Source organism: Salinigranum halophilum (assembly GCF_007004735.1).
Classification (GTDB): domain Archaea; phylum Halobacteriota; class Halobacteria; order Halobacteriales; family Haloferacaceae; genus Salinigranum; species Salinigranum halophilum.
Window position 1 is genome coordinate 756,596 of sequence record NZ_SSNL01000003.1, and the last position, 20,703, is coordinate 777,298.

Below are 20,703 nucleotides of genomic sequence, written 5' to 3' on the forward strand. Positions count from 1 at the left end.
GGGTAGTCTGCCGTCGGCGCCGGACACGGCTCGGGCCGCGCTTCGGCCCGTTCACGGTCGTTCAGCGTGAATTCCCGCGGCCGACACTCCGTCCGTCCGACGTCACACGCTGACGATGTGTTATCTACTTTGATACTCCCCACCGAGTGTTGATTACCTCCGGATGCTAGCTCGACGCATGCATCGTCCGCCAACTGGGTTCTCGTACACGGGGCGTCCGGCGTGGTCGTAAGCATGCCGACGGATCGCGCACAGGCGAACATCGTCGGGTTCGCGCTGCTCATCGGGCTCACCCTCGTGAGCGTGACTGGCATCGTCGTCATCGGGGCACAGGGAATCGGAGCGCTTCAAGACCAGGCGAGCGGGACGCAAGTCGAACACGCCTTCACCCAGCTCGACTCGGTCGGTGCGGAGGTGGCACTCGGTCGGTCGGAAGCCCGGACCGTCGAGCTCGGCGTCCGTGACGACACCGTCCGCACGGTACCGGCGGGCGAACTCCGCCTCACCTACGAGGACGGCCCTACCATCCACACACAGCAACTCGGGGCCGTCGTCTACCGTCGCGGTGACACCGTCGTCGCCTATCAGGGCGGTGGCGTCTGGCGGGGCACCGGGACCGAGTCGCGGATGGTCTCGCCGCCGGAGATTCACTTCCACGACGGCACGCTGACGATGCCGCTCATCGCCGTCCGCTCGGGTGGGCCACGCTCCGGTGACGAGGTGGTCGTCCGCCGACTCGCCCAACAGCCGAACCTCGGCCCCGGGACGGTCCAGAACGACGTCGTCCGCCTCTCGGTCACGAGCGACTACTACATGGGCTGGGCGCAGTACTTCGAGACGCGCGTCGACGACGCCCACGTGACGGTCGACCACGACACGCGGACGACGACCGTCGAACTCGGTCGCCTCGAGTTCGACACGACCTTCGAGGACGCCATCCAGGCGCACGGCGGCGGCGTCGAGGTGTCGACCGGCAACGCGGAGGTCAACGGTCCCGTCACGTCCGAGGGACCCATCACCGTCGCACAGGCCGGAAGCATCAGCGGGGTGACGGCAGCCCACCAGTCGCTGTCGACGCCAGCCATCGATGGAGTGATCGAGCAACGGGTCGGTGACGCCGCCAGCGACCCCGACGTGACGACGCAGGACATCGCGGCAGGACAGACGCTGACGAACGGGACGTACTACGACAGTGACGGCTTCGCACTGAGCGGAACGACGACCGTCGACCTCTCCGGCGGGAACGTCACGCTCCTCGTCGACGGCGATATGAACGTCGATGGGGGCGAACTCCGCGTCGTCAACGCCGGGACGACCCACCGACTGCGGGTGTTCACGACCGGCGACCTCACCATCAAGGGAGGGAACGTGTACGTCGCACCGCGCAGCCCCGGTACTGATACCGACATGGACGCCGACCGACTGGTCATCTACGGCACCTCGGCCATGCAGGTGGCGATGGTCAACGGCGGGGCGTACTTCGAGGGTGTCATCTACGCGCCGCGCCAGGCAGACGCCCCCGGCATCAACGACGCGATGCCGACGTCACAGACACAGTGTGCACTCGCCGACGGGAGCTACGCCGACACCTGCCTCGGGACGGGTAACTTCGTCGTCGACGGCGCCATCGTCGGCGGCCCGGCCGTCGTCAAGCAGTCGACGGAGGTGAACTACGACGACGACCTCGACGGACTGACCATCACCGTCACCGCCGACGAGGTGCTCGCACCCGAGTTGACGTATCTGCACCTCTCCGTGAACGAGATCGCGATCGAGGGTGGGGCCGTCGCGGGTGGGACTCTCACCTCGACGGCGACGCCGACGCCGACGCCGGCCACCTCGACCCCCACTCCGGGCTCCGGACCGACACCGACCACCGCGACGCCGGTACCGCCAAGCGACGAGGACGGCGACGAGTCGCCGGAGGCGGACGTCGACTCCCTCGACGTCGACCGGTACGACACCCAGCCCGGTCCGAACACGAAGTACCAGGACGACGTCACGGTCGACTGGGACGTCGCCGACGAGAACGGCGACCTCGACACGGTCGAACTCCGCATCGAGGACGTCAACGGTGCGTGTGGCGTCCGGACCCTCACGCCCGACGTGAACGGGGGAGCCGCCGCGGGCGTGGAGACTGTCACCTTCGGCAGCTACACCGGGCCGTCGAAGTGTACTCCTGGCGGGGTGTACGAGGTGACCATCACGGCCACGGACGAGAACGGGAACACCGCCAGCGAGACCGAGTCCGAGACCGCCTGACGGCATCGGGACAGCCCGCTCGAACTCTCCGGAATCGCTTGCCGACTCCTGACTTCGCAACCCTTAATTAGGTCCCCCGGATACGGAGTAATGCGTTCGAGACGAACGCTGCACGCAGCCAGACGGGTTGGTGGTCTAGTCTGGTTATGACACCTCCTTGACATGGAGGAGGCCGGCAGTTCAAATCTGCCCCAACCCACTTCTCAGCTCTTCCACAGTCAGAGTGGAACGTTCCGGTCGGATGCGTGATTAGTACAGCGAGTCGAGCACCCGGCGATTCGTTCTGCTACCTGTTGCTTGCCGGTCGGAGAACCTCGCCGTTCGACTCGACAAGACGCTGTCAGATTTACAAGGCTCGAAGACGAAGCGGATACCGCCCCCTGCAACGTGCCACCCGTCCCTCCACAGTCGCTCGACCTGTTCGACAGTGACAGCGATAGCGGCAGCACTCGGGCCACTGGCCGCCGAGTGCGGGCACGAACGCGCGGGTGTACATCACGGAGTGACACCACCCATGCAAGACATCACCACCCTGGTTCCCGGTGACCTCGTCAAAGTCCCCGTCGAAGACCAAGCAGACAAACGACTCCTCATCGTCGACAAACGGTTCCCCGACCGCGACGGGACCGTCCCACTCCTCGGTAGGCGAGGTGGACAGTATCACCTGGAGCAGACGAAGGACGTCGTCCATCTGAACCACTACACGCATCGGCGCAACGACTGGGTCGGTGCGGAGACGTTCGCTGTCGACCGAATCGAGGTCAATCCCGACGTCGAAATCGAACGCTGACGGCGAGGACGGCGTTCACTCAGTAATCACCCAGGACGCCCAGCCGGCGTGCTCGGCGGGTCGCGACCTGGAACACCACGTATCCCAGTAGCATGTAGGCCACGGCCACGACGAGCAGGACCGCGAGGTCTGTCAGCGGGAACTCCCAGAGGCGTGTGCCGTCCACCATCGCCCGCTGAAGCAGGGCACTGCCCTGTGCGAGCGGGAGGAACCGGGTCCAACCGAGGTCGAACGCGGGCGCGGAGATGAGGACGATGAAGCCGAACTGAAGCAGGTTGAGCCAGTTTCCGATGCGCTTGTAAAGAATCGAGACGCCGCCCGCGGCGAGACCGAGGCCGAGCACCGAGACGATGGCCAACACAGCCACGGGGACCACGGTCACGACGTTCAACTCGAGCGTGGTGCCGCTGATGAGAAGCATCGCCGCGAGGATGACACTCGAGGTGATGAACGTCCGGACCACCTTCGCCACACCCTTGAGGAGGACGACGGGCGCGAACCCGAACGGGGTCATGAGATGTCGCTCCAGCGTGCCCCACTGCACCTCGCTCGCGATGTCGTTCGAGATGGCGCTGTACGCGCCGACAGAGAGCGTCCACAGGAAGTAGCCGACGATGATCCCCTCGAGTGAGTCTGTCAGCGCCTGCCCGGCGACCATCCGCCCGCCGTAAAAGAGGAGGCCGAAGAAGAACAGCGAGATGACGATGCCACCGACGGCGTTCGCGGGGTAGCGCACGAAGATGAGGTACTCGCGGTAGAGGACGGCACGGGTGAGATGCCAGTATCCCGCCGAGCGCGGCGTCTCGCCGACCGTCCCGACTGCCCCGTCGGTGGTGCCAGCAGCCTCGCCGTCGACGGCCGCACGCGACTCGCGCGAGGTCACTGGTGTGGTCTCCCGGAGCGTTCCGTGTCCGGTCCACCGGTGAGCTCGACGAACACCGATTCGAGGTCGCGAGCGACAGTGGTGACCGAATCGAGGGTCACGTCGTGGTCACGGAGGGTGTCGACGAGGCGGTAGAAGCCGTCGCTATCGACGCGGACGTCGACGTGCGCCCGGCTATCGAGTCGGTCGACGCCGACGACCTCGAACCGCGCTTCGAGAGCGGTGAGTGTCGCGTCGTTGAGGTCCGAACTGGTGATGCGGTACGTCTGCGTCCCCGACCGGTGGAGCAGGTTCGACACGCTGTCGTCCGCGATGACCCGTCCGTCTCGCATGATGACGACGCGGTCACAGACGTCCTCGATGACGTCCATGTCGTGACTGCAGAGGACGACCGTGAGGTCGCGCTCGTCGACGATTCGGCGGAGTTCACGGCGGAGCGTGAGCGAACTCTCGACGTCCAACCCGAGGGTCGGCTCGTCGAGGAAGACGATGTCGGACTCCGTCGCGAGCACGGACGCGAGCGACACCTTCTGTTTCATCCCCCGGGAGAGCTTCCGCACCGGAGTGTCCGCCTTGTCGGCGAGGTCGAGCTGGTCGAGCAGCCGGTCGTGTCGCGCGCTGATGGAGTCGGGGTCGACGCCGCTGATAGTTGCGAAGTACCGGAGGTTCTCGCGGACGGTCAGCCGCCAGTAGTCGTTGCGCGCGCCTTCGAGCATCGCGTCGACGTGGGCGTACGCCGTCCGCGGCTCGTCGTACACGTCGTGGCCGTGGACCGAGACCCGCCCCTCGTCGGGGAGGATCATCCCGAGGATGCACTTGATGAGCGTGGTCTTCCCGGCACCGTTCGGGCCCAACAGGCCGACCACGGAACCGCGCTCGATGGAGAGAGAGACAGAATCGACCGCAGTGACCGTGTCCGGGGCACTTCCGAACCGCTTCGTGACCCCGTCGACGACGATCGCTGGCGAGGTGGTAGTGTTCGCGCTGGCGTCCGACGATTTCCCGACCGGGTCCGTCAGCTGTCCGTTTCCCACATGGGCCCCCGAGCGAGTCATTACCCGAGTCAGGGGCCTGAGACACATAAACCGCCGCACGACGTCCGCTAGTATCTCGGTCACCGCCGAGCTACTAAAGCCGGTGTCCGCACGCGCAGTTACCGATACAGTACGTGGTCTCGGTCTCGCGGAACGACACGCCCATGGTGGCGAGCGCGGTGACGATGTCGTTCGACGTCTCGAACTGTGGCCGGACGTTCGCGGCCGTCGCTCCGTACGGACGCGCCCCGACGGGAATCTTCGCCGTGATCTCTCCCGACGCGTGGTCGACGACGGCCACCTCGTCGTTCGTCTGCACCGGGACGTACAGCTTCTCGTGAGCGGGGTCCCAGGTGCCGACGAACGCCGACCCGCCGAGGTCGAGCCGCTCGCGCACTGACCCCTCGACGAGGTCGACGACAGTGACATCGTTCGTTCCCGGGGTGAACACGTAGCCCGTCTCAGAATCCGGGCCGATTTCGTTCGTCAGTGGACCCTCTCCGAGGTCATCGTCGCTCGTGAGGCGGACGCGTTCGTCAGGAGCGGCCGGGTCCGACAAATCCCAGATGCTCTCTGTCCCAGTCGCGCCCTCGTTGTGCTCGACGAGGAGTGTCTCGCCGTCGGGCGCGACCGTCGCCATCCAGGGTCGGGCGTACCCACCAGCGACCGGTTCGACGTCGACCTGTGTGACGATTTCGAACGCCTCGATGTCGAGGACGGTGAGCGTGTCGCCGAAGAGGTCCGGGACGTACGCGTACTGTCCATCTGGATGGATCGTCACGTCACACGGTCCCGGACCGTCGTTGTCCCCGGTTCCGCCCTCACTCCGGCGGTCGAGTTCGGCCGTGACCTCACCGAACGTCTCCGAGGAGGGGTCGGCGTCGAGACGGATTTGTCTGTGCGCGGGCTCGCGCGCACTGACGACGAGTGTGGTCCCGTCCGGGGTCTGCTCGAGCCAGTTCGCCCCCGACCCGGTCTCGACGGCGACCCGCTCGGCGAGCGACCCGGCCCCGAGGCCGCGAACCCCCCGGCCGACGTTGAGCCAGAGCGTGTCTTCGGGACTGTCGGTCAGCGCGGGAGTGTACTGGTTCGAGGGGAACGACGACGTGAGTCCGAGGTGCTGAGTAGTGAGGACCTCGTCCGTCGTCGGGTCGATGACGCTGACGGTACTGTCGCCGGTGTTGAAGACGAAGACGGACGGGCGGGTGCGCTCGTCGGCGCTATCGCCCGTTCTGTTCCCCGTACAGCCGGCCGTGGCTGCTGCGCCCGCGGCGACAGACCCCGCGAGCAGTCGTCGTCGGGAGACGTCCCGACGCGGGCGAGCGCCGTCCGCGTTCGGATACAGGACGGGGTCTCGGTCGGAGTCGCTCATCGTGGGTCGCCCCCGGTGTGGTGTTCGCTGGTGAACGGAGGACGCCGACGACAGGGAGGGCCAATCGTTTCGGTGCATCGTGGCTGGCTGGCCGGAGAACGTCGTGGAGAGTGAGGGCGTCTGACGGTCACTGTCTGTTCCTCTGTGGCTGAATCGTCATAAGCAGTCGTCTCGATGGACTCGGCCGTGCACGGCCGTTCGTGCTGTCTCCAGCCGCTATCCATTTTATCGGAAATAGTATCGAAACGACAGTCACAGTGGGTCTCATATCGCGCGTGAACGTGGCAACGAGGCTGTGATAGGGGGCGGCGATGTTTTGTAGTCACTAAATATCTGATTTGATTTCTGGCCCGATTGTTGTAAATACGGTTCGTCGAAAGTATCGGTATCAATGTCAGGCGGAGGGACGCACTCCACGTGCGCGAGAGACATCTCTCGATTGAGAGGCGGGCAGCCATGAGCAGCCGACATGACCGCCCTCGACCGGGTTCGCGGCAGCCGAAGATGCGTGATGATGGGGCGTACCGGCCCGACGTGCGTGTCGTCGGTGGGCTCCCTCGGCCGACGTGGCGGGAGGCGGCGACCATCGTGTCTGTCCCCATTCTCCTACTCACCGTTCACTTTCTCGTCCAACCGATGTTCGACACGTGGATGCGACTCAAATACGTGAGATACACTGTCGCGCAGACGATCCCGGTGCGTCGGCTCGCACCAGAGCCGTTCACTCCGTACGCGTGGGCCTGGCACGAACTCACCCGCGTTGCGCACGCGTTAGTTCACGACCCGTCAGGGTACCATACCCACGTCATCGGTAACGTCGTCCTCATTATGCTGGCTGCTTGGGTACTGCTCCTGTTCCTCGCCACGATAGGATTACGTAGTTGGTTTACTGTTATCTATTGGGAACTCGTTTTGGTATCTCCCATCGTTGGGTCGTATGCGTTTGATCTCTTTGGGATGACCACACACGGCTATGGTGCCTCCACAGTTGGATTCGCATTTCTCGGAACAACATTAACAATTGGTATATTTACACTTTGGAGTCAGGTGAGATCACCTCTCGGCCAACAGACCTGTTCATCTCGTGATTTTGTAAGCGGCAACAGTTTCACACCGAGTCCCCTGATGGTTATCACCCTCTTGTTCGTCGTCGGTCTCGTAATCGCACTGGATTTATTTACTGGGTCACCTGCAACACCTGTCCACCAGTCAGGGGCTGGTTTCGGTGCACTTGTCGGAAGTGTCACGGTTGTTGCCCTGCGAGGGTCGGTCTAATTCAGATGAATTATATACGAACCGAGTGGCTTCCATCCAACAAGGACTTTTGCTTGGCTATGCTATACACGAATACTCATGACATACGTGTCGTCTCTGAAATCTACGAACGAGTATGTCTCTTCCGTCGTATCCCGTGAGGTTGGCGCCTCGTGTTCTTTGAGATGGATTGAACCGACCGTTTATGAACTCTTCACTGAATCCAGGCGGTGTAAATAAATTGACAGAGACTACTCGAACGCCTTCGTCTAAAGCGGATGTCTGTATCATCGGTGCGGGTCCTGCGGGGGCTCTCGTTGCACACTCTCTATCCCAACGTGGTCACAGCGTAATCCTGCTCGAGGCAGGGAAGTCGTTCGAGTCGACTGACCGTCCCGAGAGAATGGAGAGGTTTCTCCGCCCCGGTGGGGAAAGGCGGTCTGTGTGGGATGTTGATGAGGAGCGTGACGCGTTCTCCTCGAGTGGACGCGAACGCTACACCTTGAACACGAAGCGAGTGAAAGGTGTCGGGGGATCGACTTTACACTGGGGGGGACGGGTTGAACGATTCCCGGAGAAGGATTTCGAGATGGAGACGCGGTACGGTGTCGCATCAGACTGGCCACTCAGCTATGACGACCTTGAGCCGTACTACGCACTCGCCGAACGAGAGCTCGGTGTTGCAGGTACCGATGATAACCCGGTAACACCTCGACACGAAGAGCCGTATCCGATGGAACCCTTCCCCCCGAGCTACTCCGACGAGCTGTTCGTTGAGGCTTGTGAAAAACTCGGTATCGAGACACACTCAGTTCCGAACGCACGGAATTCGAGAGGGTACGATGGGCGGTCTTCCTGTGTCGGATACGGAACCTGCTCGCCGGTCTGTCCGTCGGGTGCGAAGTATAGCGCGGACGTACACGTAGAGAAGGCACAGGACGAAGGGGCTCGACTAATCGACCAGGCAGCCGTTCGCCGACTTGAGTACGACTCAAGTGCCAACCGAGTCACAGCCGCGCTCTATCAGACACCAGAAGGTGATCTCTATCGACAGGAAGCCCGACAGTTCGTCCTCGCAGCAGGGGCCGTCGAAAACGCACGTCTCCTCCTCTTGTCTCGCTCTGACGCCTTCCCCAACGGATTAGCCAATTCATCCGGGGCGGTAGGGCGGTACTTCATGGAGCACCCATATGTCGGTGTCATCGGGCGACTGGCCCAATCGACTGGTCAACATCGAATTGGATTCGGAACCACCGAGTCGTATCAGTTCTACGAACCAGAGGGTCCTCCTCCTGGGTCGTTCAAACTGGAGTTCGAGAACGAAGCAGGTCCGAAAGTCCTCGACATCGCATTGCAACAGCGTGGGACACTGGCTGACCTCTCAAACGTGCTCGCCGACCCAAGTCGATCAACGCTAGCTGAACCGTTAAAGAACAATCAACCAGTAATCTGGGGGGATGAGCTATTAGATTCCGTTCGAGACCACTATGGTAACTACTTCGGTATCTCTGCCGAAATTGAACCGCTACCGGACCCGAATAACCGTGTGACACTGAACGACGACCAGACAGATGCCTTCGGAGATCCCGTTCCTGATGTCTCGTGGAGCCCCGGTTCGTATAGTAAGCGAACTGCCGAGCGTGCGTTCGATGTGATCGAAGAAATCGTCGACACCCTTGACGCAACGGTGGAAGCGGTCGAACGCGTCAGCTTTTGGGATGGCGCTGGTCATTCGTCTGGAACGACACGAATGGGAACTGACCCCTCGGAAAGTGTGGTCAACCCAAATCTCCGGACTCACGACGTGGAGAACCTGTATGTCTCCGGTGCAAGCACCTTCGTCACGATTGGAGCGACCCAGCCAACGCTCACGATCGCAGCAACAGCGCTTCGGTTGGCTGAGCATCTCGATTCAGAAGTCCTCTGAGTGACGAAATAGTCGGTGATACTACAGCCGTCTGAGAATTGGATTCTTCCCGAACGTGGGCAAATACGACTTTGCTTTTGTGATATTCCAGAGGATATATCATCGTAGGCGAGTCCCCTAACAGATATGGAAATCTTAGTGACCGGGGGAGCGGGGTTCATCGGTGGGCACCTCTCGGCACGATTCATATCCGAAGGGTACAGTGTCGTCGCTTTGGACGAAATGCATCCGTACTACGACCTCGACATCAAGCGACACACAATTGACCAATGCGAGCGTCTCGCAGCCGAGACAGATGGTGCTTACGAGTTCGTTGAGGGTGACATTCGCGATTCCTCGCTGGTAAGCCAGCTTGTAAAGACAGCAGACTACGTCTATCATCAAGCTGGCCGAGCTGGCGTCCGAGATTCCGTTGCGGAGCCCCGTGTGTACAACGAGGTAAACGTCGATGGAACTCTAAATATTCTCGATTCCGCACGAGAGTGGGGGATTGAACGTATGGTGATGGCGTCGTCGTCGTCTGTTTACGGTGGACGCGAAGAGTACCTCCCGTTTGGCGAGACCGACCCCACTCTACCGGTGAGCCCGTACGGCGCGTCAAAATTGGCCGCAGAGCGATACCTTTGCTCGTATCATCAAGTATACGACCTTCCTACGGTCGCACTCCGCTACTTTACTGTCTACGGTCCGCGGATGCGCCCCAACATGGCAATCTCGAACTTCGTTTCGCGATGCACAAATGGGGACCCACCAGTCGTTTATGGTGACGGAACTCAAACTCGTGACTTCACCTTCGTCGACGACATCGTAGATGCTAACGTCTCCTTACTCTCGACTGATTGCGCCGATGGGGAAGCGCTCAATATCGGATCTGCGGATAATATCGCGATTCGTGACCTCGCGACCGAGATTCGTGACCAGATTGACCCAGAGCTTGAACTGGAATATGCCGACCGATACGCGGCTGACGCTGATCATACGCATGCCGATATCACAAAAGCCGCCAAGCTCATTGGATACGACCCTAACCACACGATTTCGGAGGGCGTAACGAAATTCATCGAATGGTACCAGGCGAATCGAGACTGGTATGAGCCACTCGTGTTGTCGTCGTAAGACGACTGCTGTTGTTGAATTTGTCACGGTTGTTGATTCAGACAGCGTCGAGCGCGACCGTCTAGTTCTACGACACTCTCCACAATTTATAATAAAACGCGACGTCTTTGATGACGAGGAAAACTATCGATGTAGGAACACGGGAGAAAGTCGTCTTACTTGAAGCGGCCTCCAAATAGATTGAACCGTCTTATCCGCTGTAATTCGTCTATGAACAGCGGAGTCGATATCGTTCCCAGGATGTAATTTTGGCCTTCTGAATAGTATCGTGTCCAGATGTCCGGTTAGAATCATATAATAAAATTTTGTAATCAGTCAGCTGATTCGAATTTCCAGCGACTAGAAAACGTATTTATGTGATTACTATCTAGGTGAAGGAAATGCAACACGAGGAGCGCGTATTAGTGACAGGAGGGTGTGGCTCACTCGGTTCTGCTATCGTCGATGAGTTTCTTACGCGCCGCGATGTCGAGCAGGTCTACGTCTTCGATCACGACGAACGGGGGCTGTTCAACGCGGAACAGGACCTCAAGGAGTACTCCGACCGTCTCACGTTCGTTCTCGGCGACGTCCGTGATCAGGAGGCACTCGAACAGGCGTTCGCCGACGTCGACTGTGTGGTTCACGCGGCCGCTCTGAAACACGTCCCGGTCAGCGAACAGAACCCGTACGAGGCGATCAAGACGAACGCCCTCGCCACGCAGAACGTGATCGACGCGGCCCGAGCAACGGGAGTCACGCGCGTGCTCGGCGTGAGCACCGACAAGGCCGCACAGCCGACGTCGACGATGGGTGCGACGAAGATGCTCGCCGAGCGCCTGCTCATGGCGGCCGACCGCGAGACTGACGATGTCGTCTTCGGCGGCGTCCGACTCGGCAACGTCCTCGGCAGCAGCGGGTCCGTCGTCCGCATCTTCGAGAAACAGATCGCAGACGGCGGCCCGGTGACCGTGACCCACTCTGACATGACTCGCTTCATGTTCACCCCGTCGGAAGCAGCCGAGTTCATCGTCGACTCACTCGATACGCTGTCCGGTGGTGAGATGCTCGTGCCGAAGATGGAGTCGGTTCGAATCATGGACCTCGCGGACGCGATGATAGAGACCACAGCGCCCGCTGAACCCGGTTCGGCAGACATCGATATCGACCTCATCGGCATGCGACCGGGAGAGCGACTCCACGAACGGTTGCTCACCGAGACGGAGGCACGAAGTGCGATCGAACTCGAGGACTCGTTCCTCATCCCACCGCAGTCCGAGGCCGGGAACGAACTGGTCTCAGATGGCGGTGCAGAACTCGAGACCCCGTACCGCTCCGACCGCGCGACTCACCTCTCCCGTGACGAGGTCGCTGAACTGCTCTCCGGCCTGTAACGTTCGATGAGCGACAACATCTCTCCCCAGGTGAGCAACGGGACTCCGTCGCCGATCCCGCTCTTCGAGATCGACTGGGATCGAGCCGAGATACAGAACGCCGTCGACTCCATCACCCGCGGTGGGTACTGGGCGAACGGACCGTACGTCGACGAGTTCGAGCACGGCCTGGAGTCGTCGCTCGGCGTCCAACACGCCGTCGTCTGCAACTCCGGAACCACGGCACTCACCGCTGCGCTCGAAGCGTGTGGTATCGGCCACGGCGACGAGGTCATCGTGCCGTCGTTCACCTTCATCTCGACGGCGAACGCCGTCGTCGCCACCGGTGCGACACCCGTGTTCGCCGACATCGAGCCCGAACGGTACGGTCTCGACCCCGACTCGGTCGAAGCCCGACTCACCGCCGACACCGCGGCGATCGTCCCCGTCCACTACGCGGGGCGGGCGTGTCGAATCCACGAGCTCGCGCGGCTCGTCGACGACCACGACCTCACCCTCATCGAGGACGCCGCCGAGGCGCAAGGTGCGCGGGCGGCCGGTGAGTACGTGGGAACCATTGGCGACGTGGGAATGTTGAGCTTCTGTCAGAACAAGATCGTCGCGACCGGTGAGGGCGGTGCAGTCGTCACGGACGACGACGAACTCGCCGAGCGCGTCGGCCTGCTCCGGTCGCACGGCCGCGTCTCGGGGGACTACTTCGGCTCGACCGGCGGCGGCGAGTACACCACGCTCGGGTCGAACTACCGGATGCCCGACATCGTGGCCGCGCTCGGCGTCGCCCAGCTCGACCGGATCGAAGACCTCGTCGCTCGACGTCGTGCCGTCGCCCACGCGTACACCGAGCGTCTCGCGGCAGTCGACGGCGTGACGCCGCCGGCCGACGGCGCGGGTGACGAACGCCACGTCTACCAGCTGTACACGGTCCGGTTCGCCCCGTGGGTCGACCGCGACGCGGTCGCAGAACGGCTGGCCGAACACGACATCGCCTCGAAGGTGTATTTCGACCCGGCCCACCTCTCGACGTACTACCGAACCGAACACGACTGTGAGCCGGGGACGCTGCCGGTGACTGAGGACCTCTCCTCGCGGGTGCTGTCGCTTCCGATGCATCCGAACCTCTCCGAACCGGCGGTCGAGCGCGTCGTGACCACGCTGTCGGCCGCGCTCGACGAACAGCGGTGACGGTGGCTGAAGGGCCACTCGACGGTCGCGCGCGTCGCTGCGGTGCCCAGGCTGACGTTTCGATACGCTGTCGGAACGACTAACTGACAGAGCGGCCGTGGTTCTCACATGACTGAAACCGGTGTCGGCGAGGCCGACAGCGTCGGGACCCTCGACGGTTTCCTCCCGAGTAACGGAGCGTACTTCATCGCGGAAGCGGGCGTCAACCACGACGGCGATCTGGCGCAGGCTCGTGAACTCGTCGATGCAGCGGCCGACGCCGGTGCCGATGCGGTCAAGTTCCAGACGTTCGCTGCGGACCGACTGGTCTCGCCGGACGCGCCCAAAGCCGAGTACCAAGAGGAGACCGACGAGGCCGACTCGCAGTACGAGATGCTCCGGCGACTCGAACTCCCGCCGACGGCACACGACGAACTCATCGAGTACTGCGCCGACCGCGGTATCCAGTTCCTCTCGACGCCGTTCGACCCCGAGAGCGCCGACCTGCTTGACGATTTGGACCTGCCCGCAATCAAACTCGGGTCGGGCGAACTCGACAACGTCCCGCTGTTGCGACACGTCGCCGGGTTCGGCCGACCGCTGCTCATCAGCACGGGCATGGGAACGCTCGAAGAGGTGCAGAGCGCACTCGACACCGTCCGCGAGGCGGGGTCGCCACCGGTCGCGCTGTTTCACTGTACGTCGGCGTATCCGGCCCCGCTCGAAGACGTGAACCTCCGCGCGATGCAGACGATGGACGAGGCGTTCGACGTCCCGGTGGGATACTCCGACCACACGACGGCGGTCGAAACGCCCGCACTGGCAGTCGCGGCCGGCGCGCGCCTCGTCGAGAAACACTTCACGCTCGACAAGACGCTTCCGGGCCCCGACCACGCCGCGTCGCTCGAACCGGACGAACTCGCGCGGGCCGTGTCGCTTGTCCGGGACGCGACAACCGCGCTCGGTCGTCCGGAGAAACGGCCGACAGAGACGGAGACCGCGAACCGCGACGTCATCCGCAAGAGCCTCCACGCGACGACCACGATCGAGCGCGGCGAGCACTTCGACCGCTCGAACGTCTCGGTCGTGCGGCCGGCCGACGGTCTCGCACCGGGCGAACTGGACGCGCTCGTCGGACACCGCACGGCGACGACGCTCGAAGCCGGCGACCCGGTCACCGCCGACACCGTCGAGGGGTGGGACCGGTGAGCGACCGGACGGTCCTCGCGGTCGGCGCGCACCCCGACGACGAGGTACTCGGTCCGGGAGGGACGCTCGCCCGACACGCCGACGCGGGCGACGAGGTGCACCTCCTCATCGTCACCGAGGGGACGACGGCGCAGTACGACGACGAGTCGCTCATCGAGACGAAACGCCGGGAGGCACGGGCGTGTGCCGAGACGCTCGCGGCGACCGACGTCCACTTCGGTGACCTCCCCGACATGCGTCTCGACGACGTACCGCACGTAGAGGTCAACGCCGTCATCGAGTCCGTCGTGGACGAGGTCGCCCCGGACATCGTGTACACGCACGCGCGAAACGAGGTGAATCGGGACCACGTCGCCGTCCACGAGTCGACGGTCGTCGCGACGCGGCCCGGTTCGGGCGTCACGCGAGTGTTGGCGTACGAGACACCGTCCTCGACGGAGTGGACCGGTGGGTCGACGCCGCAGTTCAACCCTTCGGCGTACGTCGACGTGAGCGGCGTCCTCGACAGGAAGATCGAGGCGTTCGGCGCGTACGAGACCGAGACACGGTCGTACCCACATCCGCGCTCCGCCGAGGCGCTCCGCGCGCGCGCACAGACTCGCGGGACGGAAGCCGGGTTCGCGGCCGCGGAGGCGTTCGAGGTCGTCACTGAACGGCTGGAGGTGCCCTAATGGCACCACCACGACGTATCGCCGTCGTCACGGGCACCCGCGCCGAGTACGGCCTTCTCGAATCGTCGATGCGGGGTATCGACGCGCACCCCGAACTCGAACTGCTCACGGTCGTCACCGGGATGCACCTCTCGCCACGTCACGGGATGACCGTCGACGAGGTCGAAGCGGACGGCTTCACCGTCGACGAGCGCGTCCACATGCAGGTCGACGGTGACTCGGGGTTGACGATGGCGAAGTCACTCGGCCTCGGCCTCTCGGGACTGGCCGAGTCGTTCGGTCGGCTCGATCCCGACGTCGTGCTCGTCCTCGGCGACCGCGACGAGGCGTTCGCCGCGGGTGTCGCGGCCGCGCACATGAACATTCCCATCGCGCACGTCCACGGCGGTGACTCGATGGACGGCGCCATCATCGACGACAGTATTCGACACGCGCTGACGAAGTTCGCTCACCTGCACTTCCCGGTCTCCGAGCAGAGCGCCGCGCGCATCGAACAACTCGGTGAAGAACCGTGGCGAGTCACGACGGTGGGCGCACCCGGGCTCGACGACATCCTGGCGGGAGAGTACACGTCTCCGGAGGCGGTCCGAGAGCGATACGGACTCGACACCGCGCGACCGCTGGCACTCGTCGTCCAGCACCCCGTCACGACGGAGGCCGAGGCAGCGGGCGACCAGATGCGGGCCACGCTCGACGCGCTCGAGACGTTCGACGAACTCCAGGTGGTGCTCGTGTATCCGAACTCGGATGCCGGTGGCCAACGCGCCATCGAGGCCATCGAGTCGCACCCGCTCGGCGCGCGTGCGATGACCACGCGGAGCCTCCCCCGACGTGACTTTCTGGGTGTGATGGCCGCCGCGGACGTGATGGTCGGCAACTCCAGCAGCGGGATCATCGAAGCGCCGTCGTTCGGCCTCCCGGTCGTCGACGTCGGGCCGCGTCAGTCAGGCCGACAGCGGGCGGAGAACGTCGTCTCGGTGAGTCACGAGGCGGACGCTGTACGAGAGGCCGTCGAACGCTGCCTGACCGACGACGCGCTGCGTCAGCGCGCGGCGACGTGTGAGAGCCCCTACGACTACGGTGGGGCTGGCGAGCGCATCGTCGACCGCCTCGCCACGGTCGACCTCGACGAGCGTCTCGTGCGGAAGCGCCTGACGTTCTGATTTCGGTCGGCGGCAGACTGCTCGCACGATTTTATATTTTGAATAATAAGTATATTTATCGCGGGGGTTCGGTCAGGCTGACACGCCCAAGGAGTCCCCTCGGCAACAGGCGAGCAACACTATACCACTGCACTACGCACTCTTCCAGGTATGCGAACGGTCTTCGTGAGCCACAACGACCTCGGGCTGGCCTGTCTGGAGGAACTCGATCGAGCGGGTGCGGACCTCCAGGCAGTCCTCACTCGACCGGAACTGGACCGAATCGCCGACCAGACGGACTTCGCGGGGTTCGCCGCGGAGCGTGACGTCGACCTTCACCGCGTCGAGTCGCTCAACACCGACGAGTGGGTCGACCGCCTCACCGACTACGACCCTGACCTCCTGTTCGTCGTCGGCTGGTCGCGACTCGTCGAAGCGCGGATTCTCGATATCCCCTCCGTCGCCGCGTTCGGGATGCACCCTGCGCCACTCCCCCGCGGACGAGGCCGCGCCCCCATCGCGTGGAGTCTCATCAAGGGGCTGGACGAGACGGCACTCACGATGTTCCACCTCGTCGAGGCGGCAGACGCGGGCGATATCGCGGGACAGGTGTCGATTCCGATCGACGAGCGCGACGACGCAGCCTCGCTGTACGAGAAGGTCGTCGATGCCGGTCGAACGCTCGTCCGGGAGGTGTATCCGCGACTCGCCGCGTGCGAGGTTCCACGGACGCCGCAGGACGAAGACGAGGCGACGTGGTGGCCGCGGCGGCGGCCGGAACACGGACGGATCGACTGGACGAAGACACCGCGAGAGATCTACGACTGGATTCGCGGGCAGTCACACCCGTACCCCGGAGCGTTCAGCTTCCTCGACGGCCAGCGGGTGACGATCTGGGCGGCGAACCCGCCATCGGATGAACCGACGTTCGTCAGACCCGGCACGATCCGCTATGTCGATGGAGACGCACTCGGGGTGGGTGCGTGGGAAGGCGTCGTCGAACTCACTCGCATCGAAATCGAGAGGAGCGAACGGCCGGCGAGCGCGCTCGTGACGGAATGCGGTTTCGACGTCGGCGATCGGTTCGAACACGACCTCACAGAGAAGACCTGACCGTAACTTTGTATCGGCTATCAGGTATCCGGTTCCTGTTGGTACACTTCGACTCCCCCGGGGTATCCCTTCGGGTTTCGATTACCAACAAGTCTCCCACCTTTTGGTGTGGTGTAGAACGCATAGAGGAGGTCGTTTATTATATAGTACCGAACCCGCTGTGCGTCGGTGCCGCTCGGGTCAGGGTACGCACGATCTCCGCCCGTGGCTCTTAGAACCTTATCGCGAGTGTCGATATCAAGAGCACCGAGCGGCTTCCCAGTCTCCCGTCTACTCGTCCGCTGTACGACCCGTAGCGCGGATTTTAGATTGGCAAGTCGCTCACCATCTGAACGGTACCGTCCGACAACGTACGCTTTGATAAACTCTCGTGAGGGTTCGACGACTGACGGATACAACACCTCCGCTAGCTGAACAAGCGTGTCGATATCCGTATCTGAAAGTTCTTCGTCCAGCGTGTCGGAACTAAGTACCATCGATGCGACAATTCCCCCGCTGGCGAGCGCGAGTAAGGCGTCTCGCCTCGTCAACTCCATACTTGCTAGTAACATAGTTTTGATTTAGTAAATAAGCGTTGTTAGCCAGTGCGTACCCGGACCACCGATGAGGAGTGAGTCTGTGCGTGGTAAGGACGCTGTTAAGCTAGTTAGAAGAATCCAGTTCGAATCGAAGTGCAGTAAACAGTGCAACGAGTGCGATAAGCCCCAGAAGGAACACTGCGTACTGCCCCTGGGGGCCACCGAGCCTGACGACACCCTCTACGGAATCGCCGAGACGCCGGCCGAACAGTTCAATGGGGACTGTATAGGCTGCTTGATATAAAAAGCTCCCGACATATCCGCCGATGATCCATAGCGAGAGGATGCCCAATACGAGGAGCCGCTCGCTCATCGAGATTGCACGCGGAGGTCTCAACTCTCCCCACCGCCTCCCGATATCAGCGACTGCCCACGCGACTGGGGCCCCGAGTAATGCGAAAACCAGATTTGCAGTGAACGACTGGCTGACCACGATTGAGAACTGCGCGATATTAAACGCGTCAGCAAGCCAGGCAGTGGCTGCAGCGAGTGTAAGCGTCGAGACGAGTGCGACGAACCCGTAATGGGTGAGCCAGCGATACCAGACTAAGTTCTCGTGGTCGGAAACCCACAGTTGACTGCCCACGACTGCTGCGATGAACACGGCGAGCCCGCTTGCAACACCACCGGACCAGTCACCAGCGATTATTCCAGACAAAAGTACACCAAACGAGAGTCCCCATCGCGCGTGAGCTCCAATGGCTACCACTCCGAGGGTGACGAGGAACGCGAACGGTTGGATGAAGACACTTAGTACAGCAGCAAGCGCCCACGAGACTACCGTGTCGAATAGAAGTGCGCTTCCTACTGTCACGGCGATCGTGATGATTCCAGTCGGAAATAATTCGACTGAAAATCTCTCGCGGATGTCTGTGCTACCCATGAGCACAGCCCCCGTGGGTGCACATAGCCGAGACACTCATTTCATTCATCCATCTCTAGATGAGGCATGGTTCGTCGGTAATTAAATTATTCTGAATCGAACGTATTTGAGCTCGCTAGTGGGACAGGGAGATCGCGTTCCCGACTGAGCCTCATCTCCAACATATCGTGGCAACTTGTCATACCTTGATTGGACAGAGGGGGCTAAGGAAGTTCGAAGGTCGCACTACCGTAGTCGAACTCGTTACAGTCACGTCGGGGGAGAGAGAACATCTCTGCTTCTCGATGACGTCCGGCAAGTGTACCTGATTCTGTTGTGAACGCGTACTCACATCCTGCATAGGCGAGTGCACCGACTGTCGTATCGGTGAACGTATCCTCTCCACCGTATGGATACGCAAACGTCGTCACGGGTTGAGAACCTACCAGATTATCCAGCCAGGTAACCGACGATTCGATTTCTGACCGCTGTCTCTTCTCGTCAAGCCGTGCGAGCACTGGATGGGTAACCGAGTGTGCCCCGAGAAGCATTCCAGCATCCACCATCTCTAGTAGTTGTGTCTCTGAGAGATAGTATTCTGACACAGTCGGTGGTTCGTAGTCTGTGAGTCTACCCTCCAGTCTATCGAGCACGCCCTGAACGTCTTCGGGTGCCACGACGAAGTTTAACAGCCGCTTGAACTCGCTCACAGTAGCGCTTGAAGATTGTTCGTCGTACGCGTCTGTGACGCCTCTCGACTCGCCGGATATCGATGGCTCCGTATCCAAGACAGACTCCAGTTCATAGTGAAGTTCATTCGCGGGAAGCGATCCGACAAGCGCGTGAATCCGATGAACTGGGAGGATGCGGTCGTTCACGAACGGGCCAGTCGGCACGAAAAACAACCCCCACAGATTACGTCGCTGAAGTTCCGGAAGGACCCACTCGTGATGGTCGAACAACGCGTCATCGAACGTCAAGACGATGCCGTCGGGTGTGTCTCGGTTACCGCGGAGGAAGTTGATGAACGAATCGCGATCGACGAACCCATACTCTTCTTCGAAGTAGCTGAGTTGTCGTTTAAAATCGTCGAGGGAGAGGTGATAGTAACCGTGCGGAGGGCGATTTGGTGTCGGCCGCACGTAGTGGTACATCACCGCGTTCATCTCGGACATTTTCGTCCCGTGCTGGTAGAGCAATGGTCTTGAGAGTTATCTTCAGTAAGATGACAGTGTTCCGTACGTGTCTTCGGCCTCGTCTTCACCGTCGGCTGCAGTTCTGATATCGATATCTACGTAGTACTGCTCACCGTTAATCTCGATGCGCGCGTTGTCGAACGGGGGGAACGTGAGCGCGCGCAGGCGATTAAGGAAATCGACGGCACGCACTTGTTCGTCGGGGTCGAGCTCACACAGCTCGATGAACTCCTGTTTCCGATAATAGTTCTCTCCAGCCTCGTCCTGCTCTCTCGATTCGACGGTGCCCGCCTCGACTTCCGGCCACACTTCACAAAAGAGTTCGACACATGCTCGCTCGACTCGCTGATAGACGTCCTTGCCGGTGTCGGCGAACGACGTCTCCACTGCTCGTGTCGCGATGACGTCTCCGGTGTCGATACCTTCGTCCATGTAGTGAACTGTTGCACCGGCAGGGAGGTCGTCGACGATACTCCAGACGTTTGGGTTGAACCCTCGTGTCGCAGGGAGAACCCCTGGATGCACATTGAGACAGCCCTTCTCGGGAATCGAAAGGACCTCCGGCGGGACGACATGAGTGAACCCGGCCGCGACGATGAGATCCGGCCCGATTGTCGAGATGAGGTCGAGCTGATTGCTCTCCGTCAGCATCGCCCGCACATTAACTCCGTCGCGGTCGCAGAGCCAGTCGTAGATGTCGCGGCCGTAGTTGTTTGTGCCGAGAAAGACGACGTCCATGTAGGCTGTATTGTCTCCCGGA

17 protein-coding genes and 1 tRNA gene are annotated in these 20,703 nt (G+C 61.8%); 11 read left to right on the plus strand and 7 right to left on the minus strand.

Annotation, left to right across the window (positions count from 1 at the left end):
- Positions 1-234 precede the first annotated feature (234 nt).
- The 3 genes from E6N53_RS08470 to E6N53_RS08480 all read left to right on the plus strand — a co-directional run bounded on the left by E6N53_RS08470 (position 235) and on the right by E6N53_RS08480 (position 3,052).
- Entirely contained in the window at positions 235-2,262 is a 2,028-nt protein-coding gene (locus E6N53_RS08470) for a DUF7289 family protein (RefSeq protein ID WP_142858374.1), read from the plus strand.
- 124 nt (positions 2,263-2,386) lie between these two features.
- Positions 2,387-2,461 (plus strand) — tRNA-Val (locus tag E6N53_RS08475).
- Between the two features lie 315 nt (positions 2,462-2,776).
- Positions 2,777-3,052, plus strand: coding sequence for a hypothetical protein (locus E6N53_RS08480; protein ID WP_142858376.1), 276 nt, complete (start codon positions 2,777-2,779; stop codon positions 3,050-3,052).
- A 19-nt stretch (positions 3,053-3,071) separates the two neighbouring features.
- Here E6N53_RS08480 and E6N53_RS08485 read toward each other — a convergent pair whose 3' ends face one another.
- From E6N53_RS08485 to E6N53_RS08495, 3 genes are all read right to left on the minus strand, one after another.
- Positions 3,072-3,935 carry an ABC transporter permease gene (locus tag E6N53_RS08485; protein ID WP_236642322.1) on the minus strand — a complete coding sequence of 288 codons (864 nt, stop codon included), beginning with the start codon at positions 3,933-3,935 and terminating at the stop codon, positions 3,072-3,074.
- Positions 3,932-4,990 carry an ABC transporter ATP-binding protein gene (locus tag E6N53_RS08490; RefSeq protein ID WP_142858378.1) on the minus strand — a complete coding sequence of 353 codons (1,059 nt, stop codon included), beginning with the start codon at positions 4,988-4,990 and terminating at the stop codon, positions 3,932-3,934. Before E6N53_RS08490 ends, E6N53_RS08485 begins: the two co-directional genes overlap by 4 nt.
- Positions 4,991-5,063: 73 nt before the next feature.
- A complete protein-coding gene (locus E6N53_RS08495; RefSeq protein ID WP_142858380.1) occupies positions 5,064-6,341 on the minus strand; it encodes a YncE family protein in 1,278 nt (425 codons plus the stop codon).
- Between the two features lie 1,459 nt (positions 6,342-7,800).
- Here E6N53_RS08495 and E6N53_RS08500 point away from each other — a divergent pair.
- The 8 genes from E6N53_RS08500 to E6N53_RS08535 all read left to right on the plus strand — a co-directional run bounded on the left by E6N53_RS08500 (position 7,801) and on the right by E6N53_RS08535 (position 17,307).
- A complete protein-coding gene (locus E6N53_RS08500; RefSeq protein WP_142858382.1) occupies positions 7,801-9,522 on the plus strand; it encodes a GMC family oxidoreductase in 1,722 nt (573 codons plus the stop codon).
- Between the two features lie 126 nt (positions 9,523-9,648).
- Positions 9,649-10,638 carry an NAD-dependent epimerase/dehydratase family protein gene (locus E6N53_RS08505; protein ID WP_142858384.1) on the plus strand — a complete coding sequence of 330 codons (990 nt, stop codon included), beginning with the start codon at positions 9,649-9,651 and terminating at the stop codon, positions 10,636-10,638.
- Positions 10,639-11,018: 380 nt separating this feature from the next.
- Positions 11,019-12,011, plus strand: coding sequence for an SDR family NAD(P)-dependent oxidoreductase (locus tag E6N53_RS08510; protein ID WP_142858386.1), 993 nt, complete (start codon positions 11,019-11,021; stop codon positions 12,009-12,011).
- A 6-nt stretch (positions 12,012-12,017) separates the two neighbouring features.
- Positions 12,018-13,193, plus strand: coding sequence for a DegT/DnrJ/EryC1/StrS family aminotransferase (locus tag E6N53_RS08515; RefSeq protein ID WP_142858388.1), 1,176 nt, complete (start codon positions 12,018-12,020; stop codon positions 13,191-13,193).
- Positions 13,194-13,301: 108 nt separating this feature from the next.
- Positions 13,302-14,381, plus strand: coding sequence for an N-acetylneuraminate synthase (gene neuB / locus E6N53_RS08520; RefSeq protein ID WP_142858390.1), 1,080 nt, complete (start codon positions 13,302-13,304; stop codon positions 14,379-14,381).
- Positions 14,378-15,052, plus strand: coding sequence for a PIG-L deacetylase family protein (locus E6N53_RS08525; RefSeq protein WP_161596530.1), 675 nt, complete (start codon positions 14,378-14,380; stop codon positions 15,050-15,052). Before neuB ends, E6N53_RS08525 begins: the two co-directional genes overlap by 4 nt.
- The gene (gene neuC / locus E6N53_RS08530; protein WP_142858394.1) at positions 15,052-16,215 is read left to right on the plus strand and encodes a UDP-N-acetylglucosamine 2-epimerase; all 1,164 of its coding nucleotides are present in this window, start codon (positions 15,052-15,054) and stop codon (positions 16,213-16,215) included. The genes E6N53_RS08525 and neuC overlap by 1 nt, the downstream gene beginning before the upstream one ends.
- Positions 16,216-16,365: 150 nt before the next feature.
- Positions 16,366-17,307, plus strand: coding sequence for a methionyl-tRNA formyltransferase (locus tag E6N53_RS08535; protein WP_142858396.1), 942 nt, complete (start codon positions 16,366-16,368; stop codon positions 17,305-17,307).
- A 20-nt stretch (positions 17,308-17,327) separates the two neighbouring features.
- Here E6N53_RS08535 and E6N53_RS08540 read toward each other — a convergent pair whose 3' ends face one another.
- The 4 genes from E6N53_RS08540 to E6N53_RS08555 form a co-directional block, all read right to left on the minus strand.
- Entirely contained in the window at positions 17,328-17,843 is a 516-nt protein-coding gene (locus E6N53_RS08540) for a gluconate 2-dehydrogenase subunit 3 family protein (RefSeq protein WP_142858397.1), read from the minus strand.
- 106 nt (positions 17,844-17,949) lie between these two features.
- Positions 17,950-18,768, minus strand: coding sequence for a hypothetical protein (locus E6N53_RS08545; RefSeq protein ID WP_142858399.1), 819 nt, complete (start codon positions 18,766-18,768; stop codon positions 17,950-17,952).
- Between the two features lie 203 nt (positions 18,769-18,971).
- Complete coding sequence (locus E6N53_RS08550; protein ID WP_161596531.1) at positions 18,972-19,922, minus strand: polysaccharide deacetylase family protein; 951 nt, start codon at positions 19,920-19,922, stop codon at positions 18,972-18,974.
- A 42-nt stretch (positions 19,923-19,964) separates the two neighbouring features.
- A complete protein-coding gene (locus tag E6N53_RS08555; RefSeq protein ID WP_142858403.1) occupies positions 19,965-20,681 on the minus strand; it encodes a methionyl-tRNA formyltransferase in 717 nt (238 codons plus the stop codon).
- Positions 20,682-20,703 lie beyond the last annotated feature (22 nt).